The 22615-nt window shown below is 62.9% G+C and carries 22 protein-coding genes and 1 riboswitch; of the genes, 20 read left to right on the top strand and 2 right to left on the bottom strand.

What is annotated here, in order from left to right; genetic code table 11:
- Window positions 1-49: 49 nt before the first annotated feature.
- The 7 genes from AC58NV_RS11970 to AC58NV_RS11940 all read left to right on the top strand — a co-directional run bounded on the left by AC58NV_RS11970 (window position 50) and on the right by AC58NV_RS11940 (window position 6908).
- Window positions 50-1498 carry an FAD-linked oxidase C-terminal domain-containing protein gene (locus tag AC58NV_RS11970; protein WP_497227339.1) on the top strand — a complete coding sequence of 483 codons (1449 nt, stop codon included), beginning with the start codon at window positions 50-52 and terminating at the stop codon, window positions 1496-1498.
- Window positions 1499-1548: 50 nt separating this feature from the next.
- Window positions 1549-2646, top strand: coding sequence for an FAD-binding protein (locus AC58NV_RS11965; RefSeq protein ID WP_497227653.1), 1098 nt, complete (start codon window positions 1549-1551; stop codon window positions 2644-2646).
- Window positions 2647-2649: 3 nt separating this feature from the next.
- On the top strand, window positions 2650-3972 hold the full coding sequence (glcF, locus tag AC58NV_RS11960; protein ID WP_497227338.1) for a glycolate oxidase subunit GlcF: 1323 nt from the start codon (window positions 2650-2652) through the stop codon (window positions 3970-3972).
- Window positions 3973-4071: 99 nt separating this feature from the next.
- Window positions 4072-4881, top strand: a complete 810-nt coding sequence (locus AC58NV_RS11955; RefSeq protein ID WP_497227337.1) for a trypsin-like serine peptidase — start codon at window positions 4072-4074, stop codon at window positions 4879-4881.
- Window positions 4878-5693: a trypsin-like serine peptidase gene (locus AC58NV_RS11950; protein WP_497227336.1), complete on the top strand. Its 816-nt coding sequence runs from the start codon at window positions 4878-4880 to the stop codon at window positions 5691-5693. The genes AC58NV_RS11955 and AC58NV_RS11950 overlap by 4 nt, the downstream gene beginning before the upstream one ends.
- Window positions 5694-5827: 134 nt before the next feature.
- A complete protein-coding gene (locus tag AC58NV_RS11945) occupies window positions 5828-6292 on the top strand; it encodes an Hsp20 family protein (protein ID WP_497227335.1) in 465 nt (154 codons plus the stop codon).
- 217 nt (window positions 6293-6509) lie between these two features.
- A complete protein-coding gene (locus AC58NV_RS11940; RefSeq protein ID WP_497227334.1) occupies window positions 6510-6908 on the top strand; it encodes a globin domain-containing protein in 399 nt (132 codons plus the stop codon).
- Window positions 6909-6935: 27 nt separating this feature from the next.
- Here the strand turns inward: AC58NV_RS11940 and AC58NV_RS11935 are convergent, their stop codons facing one another.
- Window positions 6936-8408 (bottom strand): NAD-dependent succinate-semialdehyde dehydrogenase, encoded by a 1473-nt coding sequence (locus tag AC58NV_RS11935; protein ID WP_497227333.1) that lies wholly within the window; start codon window positions 8406-8408, stop codon window positions 6936-6938.
- A gap of 183 nt (window positions 8409-8591) precedes the next feature.
- Between AC58NV_RS11935 and AC58NV_RS11930 the strand changes: the two genes are divergently transcribed.
- Together AC58NV_RS11930 and AC58NV_RS11925 are read left to right on the top strand one after the other, a co-directional pair.
- Window positions 8592-9377, top strand: coding sequence for a hormone-sensitive lipase (locus AC58NV_RS11930; RefSeq protein ID WP_366660634.1), 786 nt, complete (start codon window positions 8592-8594; stop codon window positions 9375-9377).
- A 190-nt stretch (window positions 9378-9567) separates the two neighbouring features.
- Complete coding sequence (locus AC58NV_RS11925) at window positions 9568-10776, top strand: aminopeptidase P family protein (RefSeq protein WP_497227332.1); 1209 nt, start codon at window positions 9568-9570, stop codon at window positions 10774-10776.
- A gap of 143 nt (window positions 10777-10919) precedes the next feature.
- Here the strand turns inward: AC58NV_RS11925 and AC58NV_RS11920 are convergent, their stop codons facing one another.
- Window positions 10920-11927: a class I SAM-dependent methyltransferase gene (locus AC58NV_RS11920; RefSeq protein ID WP_497227331.1), complete on the bottom strand. Its 1008-nt coding sequence runs from the start codon at window positions 11925-11927 to the stop codon at window positions 10920-10922.
- Window positions 11928-12465: 538 nt separating this feature from the next.
- Here AC58NV_RS11920 and pssA point away from each other — a divergent pair.
- The 11 genes from pssA to AC58NV_RS11865 all read left to right on the top strand — a co-directional run bounded on the left by pssA (window position 12466) and on the right by AC58NV_RS11865 (window position 22134).
- On the top strand, window positions 12466-13212 hold the full coding sequence (gene pssA / locus AC58NV_RS11915; RefSeq protein ID WP_497227330.1) for a CDP-diacylglycerol--serine O-phosphatidyltransferase: 747 nt from the start codon (window positions 12466-12468) through the stop codon (window positions 13210-13212).
- Between the two features lie 25 nt (window positions 13213-13237).
- A complete protein-coding gene (locus tag AC58NV_RS11910; RefSeq protein WP_497227329.1) occupies window positions 13238-13861 on the top strand; it encodes a class I SAM-dependent methyltransferase in 624 nt (207 codons plus the stop codon).
- A 173-nt stretch (window positions 13862-14034) separates the two neighbouring features.
- A complete protein-coding gene (locus AC58NV_RS11905) occupies window positions 14035-15117 on the top strand; it encodes a hypothetical protein (protein ID WP_497227328.1) in 1083 nt (360 codons plus the stop codon).
- A 138-nt stretch (window positions 15118-15255) separates the two neighbouring features.
- Window positions 15256-15537: a hypothetical protein gene (locus AC58NV_RS11900; protein WP_497227327.1), complete on the top strand. Its 282-nt coding sequence runs from the start codon at window positions 15256-15258 to the stop codon at window positions 15535-15537.
- Complete coding sequence (locus tag AC58NV_RS11895; protein ID WP_497227326.1) at window positions 15534-16655, top strand: hypothetical protein; 1122 nt, start codon at window positions 15534-15536, stop codon at window positions 16653-16655. The genes AC58NV_RS11900 and AC58NV_RS11895 overlap by 4 nt, the downstream gene beginning before the upstream one ends.
- A gap of 137 nt (window positions 16656-16792) precedes the next feature.
- Complete coding sequence (locus AC58NV_RS11890) at window positions 16793-18730, top strand: AAA family ATPase (RefSeq protein ID WP_497227325.1); 1938 nt, start codon at window positions 16793-16795, stop codon at window positions 18728-18730.
- Window positions 18731-18804: 74 nt separating this feature from the next.
- Complete coding sequence (locus AC58NV_RS11885) at window positions 18805-19029, top strand: DUF2188 domain-containing protein (protein ID WP_497227324.1); 225 nt, start codon at window positions 18805-18807, stop codon at window positions 19027-19029.
- A gap of 2 nt (window positions 19030-19031) precedes the next feature.
- Complete coding sequence (locus AC58NV_RS11880) at window positions 19032-19664, top strand: hypothetical protein (RefSeq protein WP_497227323.1); 633 nt, start codon at window positions 19032-19034, stop codon at window positions 19662-19664.
- Window positions 19665-19672: 8 nt separating this feature from the next.
- The gene (locus tag AC58NV_RS11875) at window positions 19673-21034 is read left to right on the top strand and encodes a DUF6638 family protein (RefSeq protein WP_497227322.1); all 1362 of its coding nucleotides are present in this window, start codon (window positions 19673-19675) and stop codon (window positions 21032-21034) included.
- Between the two features lie 177 nt (window positions 21035-21211).
- Window positions 21212-21478 carry a hypothetical protein gene (locus tag AC58NV_RS11870; RefSeq protein WP_497227321.1) on the top strand — a complete coding sequence of 89 codons (267 nt, stop codon included), beginning with the start codon at window positions 21212-21214 and terminating at the stop codon, window positions 21476-21478.
- An 11-nt stretch (window positions 21479-21489) separates the two neighbouring features.
- On the top strand, window positions 21490-22134 hold the full coding sequence (locus AC58NV_RS11865) for a DUF1523 family protein (protein ID WP_497227320.1): 645 nt from the start codon (window positions 21490-21492) through the stop codon (window positions 22132-22134).
- 235 nt (window positions 22135-22369) lie between these two features.
- Window positions 22370-22568, top strand: a riboswitch (cobalamin riboswitch).
- Window positions 22569-22615 lie beyond the last annotated feature (47 nt).

The following is a 22615-nucleotide window of genomic DNA, read 5'->3' as shown; positions in this document are numbered from 1 at the left end:
GCCAGATGTGTAAAATTGGTAATATTATCTTACCAAAGAGGAGGCCCAAATGGAAATGCCATCCCCGAACCCCGCCATTCTTGCCTGCAAGGGGCGGCTTGCTGAGCGGCTCTTGGCTGTGCTGCCTGCGGATGCAGTGATTCAGGACGACGCGGAAACCCGCGCCTATGAGTGCGATGCGCTGACCGCCTACAAGTGCCCGCCTTTGATGGCAGTGCTGCCACGCACCACGCAGGAGGTTTCGGATATTCTGCGTATCTGCCACGAGGAAGGCGTGCCGGTGGTGCCGCGCGGGGCGGGCACCTCGCTCGCGGGCGGGGCGCTGCCGACCGCGGATTGCGTGATCCTGGGCGTGGCCCGAATGAACGAGGTGCTGGAGACCGATTACGAGAACCGCATCATCCGGGTGCAGACCGGCCGCACCAACCTGAGCGTTTCCGGCGCGGTGGAGGAGGAGGAGTTCTTTTACGCGCCTGACCCGTCCTCGCAGCTGGCCTGTGCCATTGCCGGCAATATCGCGATGAACTCCGGCGGGGCGCATTGCCTGAAATACGGTGTCACCACCAACAACCTGCTTGGCGTGACCATGGTGATGATGGACGGCACGGTAGTGGAGATCGGCGGCGCCCACCTGGATTCCGGCGGGCTGGACCTGCTGGGCGTGATCTGCGGCAGCGAGGGTCAGCTCGGCGTGGTGACCGAAGCCACCCTGCGCATCCTGCGCAAGCCGGAGGGCGCCCGGCCGGTGCTGATCGGCTATGACAGCAACGAGGTGGCCGGCGCCTGTGTCTCCGACATCATCAAGGCGGGCGTGCTGCCAGTGGCCATCGAGTTCATGGACCGCCCCTGCATCGAGGCCTGCGAAGCCTTTGCCAAGGCAGGCTACCCGATGTGCGAGGCGCTTTTGATCATCGAGGTCGAGGGCAGCCCTGCGGAAATCGATCACCAGCTGGGGCTGATCATAGAGATCGCCAAATCCCACAACCCGGTGGAACTGCGCGAGGCCGACGACGCGGATGAGGCCGCCCGCATCTGGCTGGGCCGCAAGTCGGCCTTTGGTGCGATGGGGCAGATCAACGACTACATGTGCCTGGACGGCACCATCCCGGTGTCCTCGCTGCCCTTTGTGCTTCGCCGCATCGGCGAGATGAGCAAGGAGTTCGGTCTGGATGTGGCCAATGTGTTCCACGCGGGCGACGGCAACATGCATCCGCTGATCCTGTTTGACGCCAACAAGCCGGGCGACCTGGAAACCTGCGAGGCCTTTGGCGCCGAAATCCTGAAGCTGTGTGTCGAGGCTGGCGGCTGCTTGACCGGCGAGCATGGCGTGGGGATCGAGAAGCGCGATCTGATGCTGCATCAGTACACTGAGGCAGATCTGGAGGCGCAGTTGAAGGTCAAGGATGTGTTTGACCCCAAGTGGCTGCTCAATCCGGCCAAGGTGTTTCCGCTGTCGGTGACCGAGGGCCGCCGGGCCGTGGCGCTGGCTGCCGAGTGATGGGGGCTTTGCCCCCAAACCCCCAGAGTATTTGGACAAAGAAGATGATGATGACACCAGGGAGCGAGGCGGAACTGGCCGAAGCCATTGCTGGCGCAAGCGGGCCATTCAGCATTCAGGGCGGCGGCACCCGCGGGCTGGAGGTGGAAGGCGAGGTCCTGAGCAGCCGCGGACTGTCCGGGGTTGAGCTTTATGAGCCCGGTGCGCTGACGCTGGTGGTAAAGGCGGGCACGCCGGTTGCCGAGGTGGAGGCGCTGCTGGCCGCGCAAAACCAGCGGCTGGCGTTTGAGCCGATGGACCACCGCGGGCTGCTGGGAACGGTTGGCGAGCCGACCATCGGCGGGGTGATTGCCGCCAATGTCGCCGGCCCCCGGCGCATTCAGGCCGGTGCCGCACGGGATCACCTGCTGGGGGTGCGGTTCGTGGACGGCTCCGGCCAGGTAGTGAAAAACGGCGGCCGGGTGATGAAGAACGTGACCGGCTATGATCTGGTCAAACTGATGTGCGGCGCCCATGGCACCCTGGGGGTGCTGACGGAAGTCTCGCTGAAGGTGCTGCCGCAGGCCGAGGCCACTGCCACCGTGACCGTAACCGGGGTGGATCTGCCCGGTGCAGTGCGGATGATGTCGGCGGCCTTGGGCTCCCCTTATGATGTCACCGGCGCGGCCTATGATGCGGACACATATCAGGCGCACATCCGGGTGGAGGGGTTTCAGGACTCCGCTGTCTACCGAAGCGCCAAGCTGGCGGAGCTGCTGTCACCCTTTGGGCTGGCGGAAGTGCAGGAGGATGCCGGTCGGCTGTGGCGTGGCATCCGCGATGTGTCTGCCTTCCACGAGCGGGCGGGGGATGTCTGGCGGATTTCGGTGAAGCCTGGCGACGCGGTGGAACTGGCCCCGCGGCTGGAAGCAGAAGCCTTGCAATTCGATTGGGGCGGCGGACTGATCTGGGCGCTGGTGCCGGGGGGCACCGATCTGCGCGCCCGCATCAACGTGCCAGGCCATGCCACTGTGGTCCGTGCTTCGCAGGATACCCGTGCGCGGCTCGGTGTGTTCCAGCCGCAGCCCGCACCGCTGGCGGCAATATCCGAAGGCCTGCGGCGGCAGTTCGATCTGCGCGACATCCTCAATCCAGGCCTGATGGGGTAAGACATGCAGACCACTTTCACCGAAGAGCAGCTGCAGGACCCCGGCACCAAACGCGCCAACGAAATCCTGCGCACCTGCGTGCATTGCGGCTTTTGCACCGCGACCTGCCCGACCTATCAGGTGCTGGGCGACGAGCTCGATTCCCCGCGCGGCCGCATCTATCTGATCAAGGACATGCTGGAGAACGAGCGGGTGCCGGATGCCAAGACTGTCAAGCACATCGACCGCTGCCTCAGCTGCCTGGCCTGCATGACGACCTGCCCCTCGGGCGTGCATTACATGCACTTGGTGGATCATGCGCGCGCCTATATCGAGAAACACTATGACCGCCCCTGGAGCGACCGCGCCTTGCGCTGGCTGCTGGCGCGGATCCTGCCCTATCCGGGCCGGTTCCGGCTGGCGCTGCTGGGAGCCAAGCTGGCGAAGCCGTTCACGGGGCTGCTGCCGGATGCACGGCTGCGCGCGATGCTGGACATGGCGCCCGCCACCATCCCGCCGGTCAGCCGCAATGACGACCCGCAGAGTTTTGCGCCGAAGGCGCCACGCAAGAAGCGCGTGGCGCTGATGACCGGCTGCGCGCAAAAGGCGCTGAACACCGATATCAATGACGCCACCATCCGCCTGCTCACCCGGCTTGGCTGCGAAGTGGTGGTGGCCAAGGGGGCGGGCTGCTGCGGCGCGCTGACCCATCACATGGGGCGCGAGGCGGAAAGCCACACCACCGCGGCGAAGAATATCCGAGCCTGGGCGGCGGAATTGGACGGGCAGGGGCTGGACGCCATAGTCATCAACACCTCGGGCTGCGGCACCACGGTCAAGGATTACGGCCACATGTTCCGCAATGAGCCGCTGGCGGCGGATGCGGTCCGGGTCTCGGCCATCGCAATGGATGTCTCAGAGCTGCTGATGCAGCTTGAGCTGCCCGAGGGCGAGGAGAAGGGGTTGACCGTGGCCTACCACGCCGCTTGCTCGCTGCAGCACGGCCAGCAGATCAAGACCCATCCGAAGACACTGCTGAAACGGGCTGGCTTCACCGTGGTGGAGCCAGCCGACAGCCACCTGTGCTGCGGGTCGGCGGGCACTTACAACCTGATGCAGCCGGAAATCTCTGCAGAGCTGAAGGCGCGCAAGGTGAAGACGCTGGAGGCAAAGCAGCCCGACCTGATCGCCGCCGGCAATATCGGCTGCATGATGCAGATCGGCTCCGGCACCGAACTGCCGATCGTGCACACGGTTGAGCTGCTGGATTGGGCCACCGGCGGCCCGCAGCCGCCTGCGATGACGGCACCAGGCAAGCGCGCACCGGAGGTGCCCGTCCTGCGTTGACCTCTTCGCAAAAGAATCGGGCTGCATTCACCGCGGGCTTGCCGTAATTTTGCCTGAACAGACAGATAATCTCCCAGCGGTGGATAAGAGGAGACGCATGTGAGGCAGTGGATTCTTGCGGTTGCAGCGCTCTTGCTGCCAGCCGCCGCCTTGGCGCAAGACAGCCGTTTGCAGCGGATGGATACCCTTGATGCAGGCCGAAAATGGGAAGCGGTCGGGCGCTTGGATGTGAATGGCAAGGGCTTCTGCACCGGCGCCCTGATCGCCCCGGACCTGGTGCTGACCGCTGCCCATTGCCTTTATGACAGCCGCACCAAGGCACCGATCGACCCTGCCACCATCGAATTCCTGGCCGGCTGGCGCAACGGGCGCGCCTCGGCCTACCGCAGCGTGCGGCGGGCGGTGCAGCATCCCTCCTATGTCTATGGCGGCGAGCTGTCGACGGACCGGGTGCGCAACGACATTGCCCTGCTGCAATTGCAGCGCCCGATCCGCAACACCACCGTAACGCCGTTTGAGACAGAGGAACGCCCGCGTAAGGGGGCCAAGATCGGTGTGGTGTCCTATGCCCATGACCGCTCCGAGGCGCCGTCCTTGCAGGAGGTCTGCGCAGTGATGGCGCGGCAGCAGGGGGTGCTGGTGATGTCCTGCGATGTGGATTTCGGCTCCTCCGGCGCGCCGGTGTTCTCCTTTGAGGACGGCACTCCGCGGATCGTCTCGGTGGTCTCTGCCAAGGCGGAGGTGAGCGGCAAGCGGGTGTCGCTGGGATCTGCCCTGGCCGAGGAACTGACCCTGTTGCAGACGCAGCTGACCGGAGTTGCCACCGGCGGGCAGCTGCCGCCCGGCGTGGGCCGGGTGAAGGTGGGGGAGCGGGCCAGTTCCTCCGGCGCAAAGTTCATCAAGCAATGATCTGGCGGGCGCTGATACTGGGTGTTGCCATGCTGGCGGAGGCCGGGGGCGCAATGGCCCAGAGCAGCGGCCTGCGCCGCCTGACCGACCGCGATGACCTGTTCGGCTGGGAGGCCGTCGAGCGGCTGGAGCTGAACGGGCAGGGGTTCTGCACCGGAACGCTGATCGCGCCGGAGCTGGTCCTCACTGCAGCCCATTGCGTCTATGACCGAAACGGGGACATGCGCCCGGTGGAGCAAGTCAGTTTCCGTGCAGGCCTGCAGGACGGGGTGGCGATTGCCGAACGCCAGGCGCTGCAGATCGCGGCGCATCCCGGCTACAACCCGCGCTCGCGCCTGAATATGGAAAACATCCGCCATGACGTGGCGTTGATCCGACTGGCAGAGCCGATCCTCAGCGGCCAGGCGGATGCCTTTGCGCTGCATTCGGGCCAGGATTATGGCAGTGAAATCTCAGTGACATCCTATGGCCTGGGCCGGGCCGACGCGCTGTCGCGCCAGCGCGCATGCAACCTGATGGGGGAGCATAAGGATGTGCTGATGATCGACTGCAACGTGACCTTCGGCTCCTCAGGGGCGCCGGTGTTCTCGCAGGTCGGCGGGCGCGGACGGATTCTGGCGCTGGTCTCCGGCGGCGGCAAATACGAGGGCAGGCAGGTGGCGTTCGGCATGAAGCTGCCAGAGCGGGTGGCCGAGCTGAAGGCGCAGCTGCGCCGCAATCCGGCGGCCGCGCCGGACCGGCGGATCAAACGGATCCGGGTCTGCGGCGGCGGATCCGCGGGCGGCGCGAAATTTGTCAGCGTCGGCGACTGACCCGCCTCTTGAAGCCGTATTTTCCCTTCCTATCTCAGAATTATCCGGGCAGCCGCTGATTGGGGCCCGGAGTTAAAATCAGCCTGTCCCCGCGGGGAGGGCATCCTGAAATCGCTCATGAATGAGGATGGAAAATGCGTACTTTTGATTTTGCACCGCTGCACCGTGCCACTATCGGCTTTGACCAGATCGCCAGCCTGATGGACCGCGCTCTGAGCGCCGATGCCGCCCAGTCCAGCTACCCGCCCTACAACATCGAGAAGACCGACGCCGACAGCTACCGCATCTCAATCGCTGTGGCCGGTTTTTCCGACGAAGACCTGAACGTCGAAGTGAAGGAAAACGCGCTGGTCGTGTCCGCCAAGAGGGCAGAGGACGGCGCAGGCCGCACTTTCCTGCACCGCGGTATCGCCACCCGCGCATTCGAACGCCGTTTCACCCTGGCCGACCACGTGCATGTGACCGGCGCCAGCCATGAGAACGGCATGCTGCATATCGATCTGCACCGAGAGGTGCCGGAGGCGCTGAAGCCGCGCCGGATCGAAATCTCCTCCTCCCGCCCGAACCGCCCGGAGATCGAGGCCAAAGCGGTCAACTGATCCTTCGGTTCCCGGTTCGCGCACAAGAAGCCCCCTGGCCCTGCCAGGGGGCTTTTTCCGGTTTCGCGGGGTTGTTCCCGCGGAGGCAGGAACGGGCCAGGGTTGCAAGACGCAACCGATTGTTAGGAATTTGGCGGCACACTGGGGCGGTGAATGGTCGTCGCACTGGTGTTTGACCGCCCGCCGGTGCTGTCAATGCGCGGTCCGGGTGAACTGCATGGGACCACAGCAGATACAGCATGTTCAGCAGAGCTTTGCCGGCATATTCGCCCGTAAGGCGGATCTGGCGGAGCGGTTCTATGTGCATCTGTTCACAATGCTGCCTGAGGTGCGTGCAATGTTCCGCGGCAATTTCGTGAAGCAGAAAATGATGCTGACAACGATGATCGCGTTCTGTGTGCGCAATCTGGATGATCCGCGCACGCTGGAAGATATCGGCACCCAGCTGGCTCAGGAGCACGCCCATCTGGAGCTCGACCCGCGTGAGACGGAGGCGGCAAAGCGGGCGCTGATCGCCGCTTTGCGCGATGTTCTGGGGGCGGAGCTGGACCCGGAGACCGAGTCCGCCTGGGCCAGTGCCATCAGCCGGGTGGCCGGGACGATGACCCGGCACTGACCCGGCTGTGCCGGTCCGCGGGACGGATCAAACCGCCATGCAGATGTATTTCATCTCCAGGTAATCCTCGATGCCGTGGTGGCTGCCTTCGCGGCCCAGGCCGGACTGTTTGACGCCCCCGAACGGGGCCACCTCGGTGGAGATGATGCCGGTGTTGACCCCGACGATCCCGTATTCCAGCGCCTCGGCCACCTTGTACACGCGGGAGAGGTCCTTGGCATAGAAATAGGACGCGAGGCCGAAAATGGTGTCATTGGCCATCGCGATCACCTCGTCCTCGTCCTCGAACTTGAACAGCGGCGCCAGCGGGCCAAATGTCTCGTTGGTGGCAAAGGCCATGTCCTGGGTTGCGCCCTTGACGATGGTCGGCTGGAAGAAGCTGCCGCCCAGTTCCGACGGGTTGCCGCCCAGGATCACTTCGCCGCCCTTGGCGGTGGCATCGGCGATATGCTCCTGCACCTTCTCGACCGCTTCCTTGTTGATCAGCGGGCCGAAGTGGATGCCGTCCTTGAGGCCGTCGCCGACGTTCATCTTCTCGACTGCGGCTTTCAGCTTCTCCGCAAAGGCATCGTAAACGCCGGCCTGCACATAGATCCGGTTGGCGCAGACGCAGGTCTGGCCGTTGTTGCGGAACTTGCACATGATGGCGCCTTCGACGGCGGCATCCAGGTCGGCGTCGTCAAACACGATGAACGGCGCGTTGCCGCCCAGCTCCATCGAGCATTTCATCACCGTGTCCGCGGCCTGGCGCAACAGGATGCGGCCCACTTCGGTTGAGCCGGTGAAGGTCAGCTTGCGCACCGCGTCGTTCTCGCAGAACTCCTTGCCGATGTCGGAGGCGCGCGATGACGGCACCACGCTGAACACACCTGCCGGGATGCCCGCGCGGTCTGCCAGCACGGCCAGCACGATGGCCGACAGCGGGGTTTCCGCCGCCGGGCGGGCGACAAAGGAACAGCCTGCGGCCAGCGCCGGGCCGGCCTTGCGGGTGATCATCGCGTTGGGAAAGTTCCAGGGGGTGATCGAGGCAGCAACCCCGATCGGCTGCTTCAACACGGTTATGCGCTTGTCGCGCTGGTGGCCGGGGATGGTCTCGCCGTAAATCCGCTTGGCCTCTTCCGCGAAGAACTCGATGAAGGAGGCGCCATAGGCGATCTCGCCGCGGGATTCCGCCAGCGGTTTGCCCATCTCGGCGGTCAGGATCACCGCCAGGTCCTCCTGGTTCTCCATCATCAGGTCGAACCACTTGCGCATCGCATTGGCGCGCTCCTTGCCGGTCCATTTGGCCCAGTCCTTTTGCGCCGCATCGGCCTGGGCAATGGCGCCCGCCACCTGGGCGCGGCTGGTGTCGGCGACCTGGGCGATCACGTCGCCGCGGGCCGGGTTGGTCACGTCAAAGGTGCCTTCGCCATCGGCAAACTTGCCGCCGATATAGGCGCGGGTTTCCAGCAGGCTGGGGTCTTTGAGCAGGGATTTCAGATCAGTGGTTGCGTCAAGCATTGCGGGCCTCCCGGGTGTTCTGTTGCTGGAATGCAAAGCAGTTGCGCATTGATATGTCCAGAAGGATTGATGAGTCCAGAATTTGATCAAATTTCCGGCGAAGATTTTTGGGGCAAGCAATTTGACATGTGCTGTGCCAGACTGTCTGGTAGCCGCAAAGAATAAGAACAGGGGAGACTGGGCATGGAATTGGATGATGCCTATGCCAACGGGGCCTATATCGAGAACGCAGACCAATACCCGCCGCGCTGGGCGGCCTCGGCGGAGGACTTCCGCAACAGCCTGCATGAGCGTGCCCGGCTCGACATTCCCTATGGCGAGGGGGAGCGGCAGCGGTTCGACCTGTTTCTGCCGGAGGGCACGCCCAAGGGATTGTTTGTCTTTGTCCATGGCGGCTATTGGCTGGCCTTCGACAAGAGCTCCTGGTCACACTTGGCGCGCGGCGCCATGTCGCACGGCTGGGCGGTGGCGATGCCGTCCTACGACCTGTGCCCGGACGTGCGGATCGCAGATATCACCCGGCAGATTTCAGCGGCCGTGACGCGTGTTGCGGAGGAAGTGGACGGCCCGATTGCCCTGGCGGGCCATTCTGCGGGCGGCCATCTGGTGGCGCGGATGCTGGACAGGGCGCTGCTGCCGCCTGAGGTGGGCGAGCGGATCAAGACGGTGATCCCGATCTCGCCGCTGGCGGATCTGCTGCCCCTTCTGCGCACCTCAATGAACCAGAAGTTCAAGATGGATTCCGCTGCCGCCGTGGCGGAAAGCCCGGTGGAGATGCAGGACCGTTTTCCGGCGGAGGTCACCGTCTGGGTCGGCGGCGAGGAGCGCCCGGCGTTCCTGGATCAGGCGGTCTGGCTGGTGGAAGCCTGGAGCGCGGATCACGTGATTGCCTTCGGCAAGCATCATTTCAACGTGATCGATCCGCTTGCGGATCCGGACAGCGATCTGGTGGCGCTGATTGTGAATTGAGCACGGCGGCGGTGGGCGGAATCGCCCACCCTATGGGGTATAAAAAACTTCTTGCCAGAATCCGCATTCCGCCGCATCTTCCGGCTTAGGGGCCAGGCGATGGCGTCGCCGCATGGAATACATGCCAGCCCCCACATTCCAAAACTGTCCTGAACGCCGGGACCTTTCTTGTAAGAAGGAAGGGTCTGATATGACTGCACGTCCTGAAATGTACCGTTTTCACAACGGTGAGAAGGCGCCGCTGCAATTTGCCGTCTCTGAGTATGAGGCGCGGATAGCGGGCCTGCGCAAGATCATGGCCGAGACCGGGGTGAGCGCCGCGGTCTTCACCTCGATGCACAACATCTCCTACTACTCGGGCTTCACCTACTGCGCCTTCGGGCGTCCCTATGGCCTGGTGGTGACCGCAAGCGAAGCCGTGACCATCTCGGCCGGCATCGATGCGGGCCAGCCCTGGCGCCGCTCGTTCTGCGACAACATCACCTACACCGACTGGCAGCGCGACAATTTCTGGCGTGCAATCAAGTCGGTAAGCGGCGAGGGCGCGGTTGTCGGCTATGAGAGCGATCACCTGACCCTGCTGCAAAAGGCCAAGCTGGAAGGCTTCCTGAAGCCGTCGCAGCTGGTTGATCTTTATGAGCCGACCATGCGCCAGCGGATGGGCAAATCCGCGGCTGAGCTGGACATGATCCGGGCCGGTGCGGCGGTGGCCGATGTCGGCGGCTTTGCGATCCGGGATGCTGTCAAGGAAGGCGCGCGGGAGATCGACGTGGCGATGGCCGGCCGCGATGCGATGGAGCTGGAAATCGCCAAACGCTTCCCGGATGCGGAATACCGCGACACCTGGGTGTGGTTCCAGTCCGGCATCAACACCGACGGCGCCCACAACCCGGTGACAGGCCGACGCTTGGAGCGCGGCGACATCCTGTCTTTGAATACTTTCCCAATGATTTCAGGGTACTACACGGCTCTGGAGCGCACCATGTTCGTGAAGGAAGTGGATGCCGAGTCCCTGCGCATCTGGGAGGCCAATGTGGCGGCCCATGAGCTGGGTATCTCGCTGCTGAAACCGGGCGCGAGCTGTGCGGAAATCACCCACAAGATCAATGCCTTCTTTGAAGAGCGGGATCTGCTGCAGTACCGCACTTTCGGCTATGGCCATTCGTTCGGCGTCTTGTCGCACTACTATGGCCGCGAGGCGGGCCTTGAGCTGCGCGAGGACATCGACACGGTGCTGGAGCCGGGCATGGTGATCTCGATGGAGCCGATGCTGACCATCGCCGACGGCCAGCCGGGGGCCGGCGGCTACCGCGAGCATGACATCCTGATCATCCACGAGGACGGCAACGAGAACATCACCAAATACCCCTACGGGCCGGAGTTCAACGTCGTCGGCTGAGGCGGACTAAATTTGAAAATGCAGGGGGTGCCATCCGTGCACTCCCTGTACACCCCCAGTGCACCGGGCGGGTGCACTGGAAGCCGATTTGCGCTCGGTGCCGCAGCCGCGCTGCCGGGCGCGGGTGAGCCGGGCCGGCTGTTCTAGTGATAGGAACGCCCCTGGCTTTCGATGCCGGCGGCTGCAGACGACGGGCGCGCCAATGCTGCCGGAAGAGGTGCGCTGCCGGTGTCCCGAACCGGGCGGTTTGCATTCCAGGCCGGGGACATCCACAGGGCGGCGGAAGGCGCGTCTTCGGTGCAGGGAAGCGGGGCGTGCACCGACAGGCTGAGCTGGGACGCGTCATGCTGCGCGGTCACCGTCAGGCGGTCCCCGGCCGTTGCCGGTTCCGGGCTGTCCAGCAGGAAGGCTGTCCGCCCCCAGTGGCCGCCGGAGTGCAGCCCGTTCGCCACGTGTATGCCGGGGGCCAGATCCATTTCGAAGGTAACAAGCACCGCATGGACTGTCCCCGCGCGGGCGCAGGCGAGTTCCGCTGTGGTGCGCGCCGGATTGATGTCCGGCCGGGTGAAGTCAAACGCGAACAATTCTGTTGCCGGACCCAGGGGGCGCAGTTCGCAGGCTTCGAAATCGTTTGGGGTAAGCTGCGCGACGCGCGCAAGGCGGTGAAAGGCGCTGAGGTTGAAGCCCTCAGCCTGTTGCGGGCGCCAGAGGTCCAGCAGCTGGCGGCTTTCCACTGGCTGGGCTAACAGCGTTCCCCGTTCCGGGATCGCGCGCGCGTTTGGCTTGGCAAGCGCGGCCATGGCATGGGTGAGTGTGGCAAGCGCGCCTTCGCCGAGGAGAACGGTGTCGACGATTTCCGAGATCACCACATCTGCCTGCTCCGGAATATCCTCGCCCACTACAATGTCATGCGACCACTTCGGGATCACCGTGATGCGGTCGCTCAGGCCGTTGTCCGCGATCACTTGCGTCGCGGCCTGGGCGATCAGCGGCTGCTGCTCGCAGGTGTAGACATGTTTTGCACCGGCGCGCGCCGCCAGCATGGCCGTCAAACCGGCGCCGCAGCCGATGTCCAGAACCACGTCACCGGGCTTCACCTTGGCCTCGATGGCCCTGGCGTAGGCGCTGTTGCGCGCCTTGTCCGCGAGCATCGGAAAATGCCAGCGCGGGACAAATGTCTGGTGGAGCCGTTCCTGCAAGACCTGCGCTTCGTGGTGGCAGGGATCGATGCTGAGAGCTTCGGAGAGGAGCTGTGAGGTCCGGATGCCGCCATCGGTCAGGGGTTCGGACTTTGCGGACTGGACGAGTCTTTCCGCGTCCCGGGATCTATGATGGCAGAATTCTTGAGCCGGATCAGGTGTTTGTCGTTCAAGCAACTTTTATTTTTCCTCATTTGAAGCAAATGCCGCTGAATGGCATAATCGCTATGGGCATCTAACAAATCGTGAAGGACGGGCGTGGTTTGTGCGAATGTCCTGTCATCGCGTCCGGCAGGTGCCGCTGCCCCAGCGGCTGGCGGTTTCCGGACGGCTTTTCACCAGACGGAACGAGGGCTGATCCCGCACGGCAGGCACGACCGTTGCGCCGCGGCGGGTCTTGGGGCATATGTGCGCCACGGCATAGCCTGCCCGGATGTTACCCTCTTGCCGAGGCACACACACGCCCCGCGAGGAAGAAAGAGCCACCGCCATGTATGACGCCCCGGAAAAGAAGAAATCGGAATTTGCGCTGATCCAGCTGACGCCGAACCTGATGACGATCGGCGCGATCTGCGCCGGGCTGTCGGCGATCCGCTTTGCCATCTCCGGCAACTTCAAGCTGGCGGTGATGCTGATCCTGCTGGCGGCGGTGCTGGACGGGCTGGACGGGCGTCTGGCGCGGGCGCTGCGCAGCGTCAGCAAGATGGGGGCGGAGCTGGATTCGCTGGCCGATTTCCTGAACTTCGGCGTGGCGACGCCGCTGGTGATTTACCTGTGGGCGCTGCAAGACATGCGCGGCATCGGCTGGATCTCGGTGCTGGTGTTCTCGGTCTGCTGCGTGGTGCGGCTGGCGCGGTTCAATGTCAGCAGCAAGTCGGAAGAAGACGCGCCGAAACTGCGCAAGGGGTTTTTCGAGGGCATTCCCTCGCCTGCCGGGGCGCTGCTGGCACTGCTGCCGATGTTCGCTTCCTTTGCCTATGGCAGCCGCGAACCGGTGCTGCATGACCTGCTGATCTGTCTCAACATGGTGCTGGTGGGGCTGGCAATGATCAGCCACATCCCGACCTGGTCGCCGAAAGCAGTTAAAATTTCACGTGAGAATGTTAAGTACTTGCTTGTGGGCTTTGCCTTCATGGCTGCGGCATTACTGACCTATGCATGGACGGTGCTGGTTGTGCTATGCCTCGGCTACGTTGCGATGGTGATTTGGGGGCTGGTTTCCAAGCCAAAGGGCTAGCCCAATACGTCCGGGGAGGGACGAATTGGATATCAAAGCAGTTGAAGAATCCTATGCGCGCTGGGCGCCGGTTTATGACAGGACATTCGGTGCGGTGACGCGCTCGGGCCGCCGCAGGGCGACCCGATACATCAATTCCCGCGAGGGCAAGGTGCTGGAGGTTGGGGTCGGCACCGGGCTGTCGCTGCAGCATTACGCGCCGCATCTGCAGGTGACCGGCATCGATTTCAGCCACGACATGCTGAAGAAGGCGCGGGGCAAGGTTCAGGAGCAGGGGCTGAAACAGGTCGAGGCGCTGCGGCAGATGGATGCCCGGCAGCTGGGCTTCCCGGACAATTCCTTCGACACGGTGGCGGCGATGCATGTGCTGTCGGTGGTGCCGGACCCGGAGAAGGTGATGCATGAGATCGCGCGGGTGCTGAAACCCGGTGGCAAGCTGGTGGTCACCAATCATTTCAAGAGCGGCAAGGGGGTGCGGGCGTCGCTCGAGAAGCTGTCGGCGCCCCTGGCCAATGTGATCGGCTGGCATTCGGACTTCGCGCTGGAAACGGTGCTGCAGGAGGACCGGCTGCAGGTCGAGGTGCAGGAAAGCATTCCGCCCTTCGGGATGATGACATTCCTGGTGCTGGGCAAGCAGCAGACCATGTGAAACGCCCTGTTTCCGTGATGCGGCCCCGGGGGGATCCTCCGGGGCTTTTCTTTGTGCGGCCTGTCTGCAACAGTGCATTTGAAACGGGCGGAATTGCACCGCCCCAGGGGATGTAAAGTCTATTTACATACCCATATCAGGATCAGGTATTTGACAGGGAAGGAGCGGATGCGATGAGTGTGTCCCAATTTGAAAAAATGGTGTCGGACAGCCAGGAGAAGGTGCGCGAGTCGCAGTCCAGGATCGAGGCGCTGACCTCGCGCATCGAAGCTGCGCGCAGCAAGATCGAGGCGGGCGAGGATGCCAGTATCGACATTGAAAACGCCACCCTGGAAGACGTGCACGCGCATACCGAGGTGATGAACGCCAATATCGCCGAGCTGATCATGGGGCTGGATGATGTGACTGCGGCGTTCTCCAAGGATTTCGACGAGATGCGCAACAAGACCGGCTGGGAGAGCTTTGTCGGTTTCTTCAGCCGCGGCAAGTCGGACTCGATGCGCCAGGAGCGGATGCGGACCGCCAATATCGACGACAAGCTGCAGGATCTGATCGCCAAGTCGGATGTGATCGTGAAGCTGCTGGAAGGCCAGCTGTCCACGCTGGAAGAGCAGCGCGAGAAGGTGCAGGTGAACCTCTCGGCGACCCTGGACGACCGCGAGTTCACGGTGCAGGAGCTGGAGGGCGTGCGCGCGCAGATCGTGGCGCTGGACCCGCAGATCATCGAGCTGGAGAACAAGATCTCGGTCGAGCAGGACGCCGTGGCACGCACCAAGCTGGAGACCGAGCTGGCCGACATCAACGCCAAGTACAACGCGCTGGTGCAGGAGGAGCAGGTGAAGCTTGCCAAGTCCCAGACGCTGGAGCGTTATATCGAGAAGGGCAAGACCTGGGTCGACAGCCTGCAGAACCAGGCGGCGACGCAGATGGTGCTGATCAACAAGCTGCAGACGGACACCCAGCAGCGGGTGGTGCTGTATGACGCTCTGACCAAATCGCTGAAGACCGCGCAGCAGCAGGATGTGGCGCATAGGATCAACGAGATCGGCGTGCAGACCGACAAGGAAGCCCAGACCGCGATGGCGGCGATCGGCACAGCGACCAACCAGAAGATGGCCGACATGCTGGAAGCGCATGAGGGCAACATGGTGTTTGCCCGCGACGTGCTGGAGAAGAAGGCCAAGGCCGATGAACGCTTTGCCCGCCGGTTTGCCGCGATTGTCGAGAAGCACGACAAGAACCTTTATGGGGGGTAACCTTATGACCCCGTTTGCGGCTGATAGCAGCGTCCGGCCCGGCGGGGAGGGCGTGAAGCGCCCGCCCCGTGGGGGGCGGGACGGGCGCTGGCCGGCGCACAGCGCCGGCTGGGTAAAGCTGCAAACACTGGTGCGAGCATGACAAAGTTCGAAAAACGGATGTTCAGAAATGGGGTTGGCACAGGGCTGGCTGGTTTCACGCTGTGCAGCGCAATGGCCTATCTCCTCAGTGCTCCGGCCTTTGCGATGGTGGCAAGTGTCTTTGCCTTTATCGGCATTGTGATTGCCTTTCTTTGGTTCATTCAGGCCTGTGCGGACTCTTTCCGCGACTATGGCCTAGGGGAAGGCACGGCAAACCTGTACGGAGAAGACCATGCCAAGCGCATATTTGGCGAAAACTACAAGAAGCCTAAGCCATGACCGATCCCTCCCACGATCACACGGGCCTCAGTGATACCTTCGCCTCGCGCCGGTACTTCAAGAAGTTCGAGACCATCATCCGGCACCACACGCGGGTGGCGGCGGCGATGCAGGCGGAGGGGCGGCTGTCGAAATCCGATGTGAAGGTGCTGACCGCTTATCTGATGCGGCTCAATTTCACCTTCCGCGCGCTCTCCATGAAATACCTGATGGCAGGGCGCGACACGGGCCGCTTCTTTGGCAGCCTAGCGATGGACAAGCGCGACAGCGGCTTTCCGGTGGCGGCTGAGCTGATGACCATGGCCAATGACGCCCAGCAGGCGGAGCGGCATCTGGCCAATATGGCCAGCGAGGCGCAGCTGAAGGACGATATGGTGCGGACCATCATCTCCGACCGGGCGGTGCCTGCGAAGCTGCAGTTCGCCCTGTCGCAGCGGCTGTACTATCAGGAGCTCTTGAAGGGGCAGCTGTTCTGGGTCCAGAACGATCCGGAGTGCGAATGGCTGGAAAACATCGGCGAGCGGCGGCGGCGCTTCCTGCTGCACTGGGCGGCTTATGACAGCCAGGTGAACCTGCCGGTGATCTACCTGATGGAACTAGAGGACAGCGGCAAGGTGGCGCTGCCGAAGGACGAACGCCGCTGGCCTGAGGTTCAGGCGCATCTGATGGCGCAGGCCTTGGCGGGGCTGAAGCTGGTGACCATTGCCAAGGGGGTTGACGAGGATTTCGGCGACCTGCACCCCAAGCAGCTGCGCCGCTATCACGTGGGGCCGATGTATTCCTCGGCCTATACCGAGCAGACCGGGCCGCTGCGCCGGGTGCTGGAGCAGGCGGAGGCGCCCGCGGGCCAGGACTGGGCCCTGGCCTGGACGCTGGAGGAGCTGAAAAGCGAAGACGTGCGCGAGGAGCGCGCAGGCTGGTTCGGCACCGTGGAGCGGGAAGTGTTTGCGCTCGACCCCTTTGGCGGCCGCGGCGCGGACACCGGGGCGACCCGCACCCAGCGCGCCATCATCCTGCCGCAGCGCCCCTTTCAGGTGCTGGCGGAACTGGATCCGCCGGGGTTTGCGGATGTTCAGAAGTTCGTGGTGAGCGAGGCCGGGCAGGTGCTGCGGTATTGACGCCTGCGCTTTTGGCTGGGTGCGGGAGCCCCCTCTCGGCGGCAAAGCCGCCTGCCGGGCAGCGGGTCGGGAGTATTTTTGGAAAGATGAAAGCGGGTGGGATTTTAGGCCCGCAGGCTACGGATTGAGAGGGTGAGATGAGCATTTCAGGCAATCAGATGGAACTGCGGGAAGAGGACATCCGCAAGCATTACGCGGCTGCGGCGGCGATGCTGGAGGGGTTTGACCACACACCGCGCATTGCCAAGCCGCAGGCGGAGGGCAAGGCGCCGGAGCGCTCGCCAGGGATTGCCCGCACGCGGCGCTTCCGCTCGACCACGCCGGGGCTGGTCACACGCTCCACCGCGCGCCCCGAGGGGGTGCATCTGATTGCCCGGATCGAGGCGGCGGATGAGGATGATCCGCTGACCTCGCCCCTTCAGGCGACCTTGCAGCACGCCTTGCGGCGGGCGCTGGCGGTCTCCCTGGCGATGGGGGAGGCTTATGCGGATGTCTCTGGCCTCGCGGATCTGAAACGGGCCAATCTGGCCGGGTCTCTGGATGCGGCGCGCAAGGGGGAGTTCACCGAACTGCTGGCCGCCGAGGCGCTAATTGCAGCGCATGTGTTTGCCAATGCCGCGGCCTATCTGCTGGCGCCGCATGGAAGCGAGGCGCAGGCTGAGGTGGGCGAGGCGGAGGAGCTTTTGACCGACAACGCGCCGCTGGCCCTGCACGGGGCGTTGTGGGAGTTGGACCAGAAGCTGGCGCTGCACGCGCCCGGCGATGCGCATCTGATTGCGGCCACGGCGGCCTATGCTGAGCAGTTGATGGAGAAGGCAGCCCTTCGGGCGCAGAATGCTCCAAGGCTGGAAGCGTTCACTGCTGCCGCCTGGCGGGTGGAGGCGGATGATCTGACCATCAGCGGCTTTGAACCGGCGGCCAAGGCGAAGTCCACCACCCTGACGATGGCTTTCAAGAAACCGCATGAGGTGGTGGGCAACCATATCGCCAAATACCAGGCCTTGAGACTGTCCAAGATGCTGATGGCCTATGATTTCGACCGCCGCCTGAACCCCTTTGCCGAGATGGGCGGCTTCATCTTCACCTTTATGGGCGATGGCAAGCCGGGGACCGGTAAGACCACCCTGATCCAGATGATGGCGGGGCTGATCCATGATTATTGCCAGAACACGGGCTATGCCTTCCGCTACCAGAATTTCGGCATCGACAATATCGACAGCTATCAGGGCAAGTCCGGGCAGAACGCCAAATCCTTCATCCAGAACGTGATTGATCCGGGTGTCATCGGCTTTGGCACCATCGACGACATCGACCAGATCGCGGGCAAGCGCGGCGACCGGCAGTCCAGCGCGGGCCAGCAGGAGGTGACGGCGGTGTTCATGGAGGCCTTTGCCGGTGCCAACACCTTGGTGCGCGGGAACTGCACCTTTGGCATGTTCTCCAACTACCCGGAGAATGTGGATGACGCCCTGCGCCAGCGGGCCGGCGCGCGGTTCCTGGTGGACGGGCCGCAGACGCGAGAGGATTACATCGACATCCTGACCCTGCTGATGGGCAAGAACCACAGCATTCCGCTGGGTGAACATGACCTCTATGGCGCGCAGGAGATCAAGAAGGCCGTCGCGCGCTCGTTCGAGGCGCACAACCGGCCGCAGGAGCCGGGGCTGGCGGAGGTCTTTGGCCGGGTGCATGACCAGATTGGCGCGCTGGATGATCTGGCCAAGTTGGGCACCTATCTGAAGGCGATTCAGGCCGCGGATGAGCGGTTTACCGGCCGTGCCATCAAGAACATCACCGATGCGGTCAAGGTCCGGGCGATGGATTTTGAGCTGCCGGATGAATGGATGGAGAACCCGGAGCTGTTCCTGTTCAAGGATTACGAGACCAAATCCGCGATGATTGCGGAGCTGCGGGTGCCGATCACGGTCGACATGGTGGTGCAGGAGATCAACCGCTACGCCGACTCTGAGTTCCGCTATGCCGACAAGTCGGATGAGGTGGCGATTGAAAACATGGTGCGTGACTTCGGGCGGCAGGAAGAGGCCAAGCGGCGGTATCTGGAGGGGCAGGGGTGAAGCTGTATAGAATTCTGCCGCGTTAGATCTTATGTTTTAGGTGAATGCTGCTTGATGAAGTGGAGGGCGCCTAAATGTCGAAAAAAGGTCAACATGTAGTTCCCAGAGAAGGGAAGTGGGGAGTACGCAAAGCTGGTTCGGATAAGGTGACCCGTACCTTCAAGACCCAGAGAGAGGCAATTGAAGAAGCCCGCAAAATTGCAAAGAACCAAAACACTGAGCTTTACATCCATGGGCGCGATGGCCGGATTCGTTCACGGGACTCGTATGGGAAAGACCCATTTCCTCCGAAAGGATAGACATGGCAGCTGGTGATTTTCAGAATAATGCGTTTATCAACTGCCCATTTGATGCCGAATACGAAGGAGTTCTCCAAGCGATATTGTTCTGTTTGATCAGATTTGGTCTGAATCCACGGATTGCCACGGAGCGGATTGATAGTGGAGAAGCGCGGTTAGCAAAAATTGAAGAACTCATAGAGGCGTCGAAGTACTCGATCCACGACTTGAGCCGCTGCCAATCAAAAGTGGAAGGTGAATACTACCGGCTGAACATGCCGTTCGAACTTGGGATGGACTATGGCTGCCGTAAGTACAAGGGCGCCCCTTACAACGAAAAGCGCATTCTGATTCTAGAAGAAAAAAGTTACAGATATCAAGCGGCTATCTCAGACCTGGCTGGCCGTGATATTCAGAACCGAGAAGGCGATTACGCTAAAGCGATCAGAATCGTAAGGAATTGGCTTGTAAGCACAGGTGAGTTTGGACGAGCCCCGGCAAGCAAAGTTGTAAGCGAGTACGAGGACTTTCAGGAGTGGTTCCTCGAAAAGCGCCTATCAGAGGGTTTCACGGAGGAAGATCTCTTGTCCATGCCTACACCAGAGCTGTTGGAAGGCATGAAAGAGTGGGCAGAATCTGGACGGCCCAGAAGTTAGGAGGACACATGAAACGCCTCATCCAGCATGGCCTGATGTTCGGCAATCTCTTCCATGTGGCCTCGCCCGCGCTGGTGGAGCGCTATAACCGCGCGCTGAAGCATCTGACCGGCAAGACCACGGCTCTCACCGATTTCCACGTTGATATCTCGGGCTTTTCTCCGGAGATCGGGGATGAGCTGGGGGATGATCACTATCTGAACCATGCGGGCGTGAACCGGCAGTTCATTCTGCTCAGCACCGAGCAGAAACGCTGCCCGCTCTTGCATGTGAAATTCTCCACCAGCCGGGACATTCTGCGGCGGTTCATCGAGGTCAATGAACGCCAGCTGTTTGCGCTGACCGCGACCGATGCCGTTGCCGGCGAGCTGGTGAACTCGGTGTTTGAGGTGTCCTCGCCCGCGCGCCTGTTCGACATCCGCCAGGTGCGGATCGAGGCGGATACCACCCGCGGCACGCTGCGCCATGCGGACCGTCTGGCGGAGCTGGTTGAGCAGTTCAAGACGGGGGAGGATGCCTGGTTTGATGATGCGCTGATTGCTGAGATGATCGCGACGGCGGAGCAGACCGGCGATGTGACCCGCAATCCGGTGCATCTGGAGCATGAGGTCTTTGAACAGGGCAATTTCTGGACCGCGCATTTCGGCGGGCTTTACCTGTTTCAGGACGTGGAGCATCCGGCGGTGATTGCCAGCGGGGCCAAACCCGAGGGGGTGCCGCTGGATCGCGTCTTTGACCTGACCCAGCGCAATGCAATTGCCAAGTTCCTGGAGCTGAACGGGCTGGCAGAGCCGGTAATCCGCGCGCGCGGCGTCGATGGCGCGGCGATCCTGCGGCAGAAGATGGGGTTCCTGGCGGTTTCGGTACTGACGGAAAAGGGCCGGGACCTGACCGGCCTGTCGCGGTCAGACCTGCGGCGGCTGGCGGCGCGGCATGCGGAGGAACTGCCGGAGGAGTTCGAGGGGCTGGCGGCGCTGGTGCGCTGGGCCGAGGGCGGCGGCAAGTGGCCGCGGATCACCTCGGACCATCCGGCCTACTTCTATTCCCTGCGGGCCTCGGACACGGCCTGCCGCGATCTGGTCAACATGCTGCTGGCGGAGCTGTGCCCGCATGATTTCCGCCAGATGTTCATCTGCCACAAGGAAGAGTTCTACCGCCAGTACCGGGGCTGGCCGGAGACCAAGAAGGCCTATGCGGCGGAGTTCCTGGCGCGGGAATATGCGGTGGACAAGGCCGGCGCGCGCGAGGCTTTGTTCGGGCACGAGCCGGATATGGAGGGGCGGATGCCCAGGCTGCCGCGGAACCGGCGCAAGGGGATTGTCGACCGGGTCGGCCCCTGGGGGGCTGTGAACCGGGTGAGGGGGCGTTGAGATGAAAAGCTGTGGCTTGCTGCTGACCTTCCCCGGACCGCTTGCGGTCCGGTTCACGCCCGTCCCCGCCCCCGTCACGCCGGAGGCGTGCTTTCAGCACGACGGCGGGCGTGAAACGCCCACCCTCGGTGCCGGACGTGAACCTCTGTTGGGAAGCACTTGCCGGGGGAAGATGTAATGTTCGGTTTTATCCGCCTTGTCCTGATCCTGCTGGTGGTCCTGACCGTGGTCTATGCCGCGGTGTCCCTCTACTCGCGCGAGATGCGGCGGCTGAAGCTCAAACGGCGCTGGAAAGAGAAGGGGTTGACCGGCGACCGCGCGGCCTTCATCCAGCGGGGGCTGAAACAATATGACCGTTCGTTCCGGCGCAAGCTGATCCTGTTGGTCTATATCATCCCGCTGGGGGCGCTGGCGCTCCTGATCTACGTCATTAACTTCATGTGAGGTCCACCCCAATGCGTTTCATCAAATGGGCTTTCCTGATTTCCTTCTGGGTGCTGTTCGGCGCCTTCCTGCATTACACGCTGCCGCAGTACGACGTGGTGCGGATCGTCAACACCTATGAGGAACGGCAGGAGCTGAACGACTGGACCCGCATCTTCTGGTCCAAGCCGGATGACCAGTCGGCTGAGCTGATCAACCGCGATGTGCAGTTCATCCAGGCGGTGCGCGGCAACGGCCGCAACATGGTCTACCGCAACGAGGACACCGGCTGGAACTGGCCGCCCTATTTCAAGTTCGACACCGCGAACCTGTACACGGACGCCAATGACAGCATCTCCACCAAGGCGAACCCGGAATGGGTGGCGGTGATGCATTACGGCTGGCGCAACGAGTTCCTGTCGATCTTTCCCAATGCGGTGACGATCAAGCCGGTGGCGGGGCCGGAGGACAAGCCCACCAACTGGTTCTCGATCATTTTCCTGGTGCTGCTGGCGGCGCTGCTGTGGGCGATTTATGTGCGCTGGCGCCGGTTCCGGCAGGCGCGGATCGACCCGATGATCGAAAGCGCCGAGGACAGCCTCTATGCGGCGGGAGACGCCATTGCCGAACGCAAGGGCCGGTTCCGGCGCTGGCTGGACACCTGGAAATCGAAGTAAGCAAAGGCCGCCGGTTGGGCGGCCTTTTTCATGGGCGCCCGGCGGCATCGGCGAATCGATTCGGGCGCGTGAATCCTGCGTAACTGCGTGAAAGTTAAGCGCTTGCCGCAAACAGACCGGCGGATGCCGGTTTGGGATTCCGGCATGTGATTCCGCTGCCAGTACAGAAAACCTGCATGTCTTTTTCCGGTTTTGGCGGGTCGGATTTGTCTTCGCCGTTGCGCCGGGATTAGGGCAGTTTCCGCCTCAGCAAGGTGCCGCCCTTCGGGGCGGAGAATTGGGAAGCTGGTGAAACTCCGGCGCTGCCCCCGCAACGGTGACCCCGGGCAAGGCATGGCAATGACCACTGAAGGAGATCCTTCGGGAAGGTGCCAGGCCCCGCCGCCTAACGGCCCCGGGACAGTCCGGAAACCAGCCTTGCCAGGAAAACGTCAACCGCGGGTGGCGGCGGGGCGGTTGCAGGCGCGTGGCCTGCAATCTC

Source organism: Leisingera sp. ANG49, from assembly GCF_059694505.1.
The sequence above is the reverse complement of the archived record's forward strand: the minus strand, read 5'-3'. Positions and strand labels throughout refer to the sequence as shown.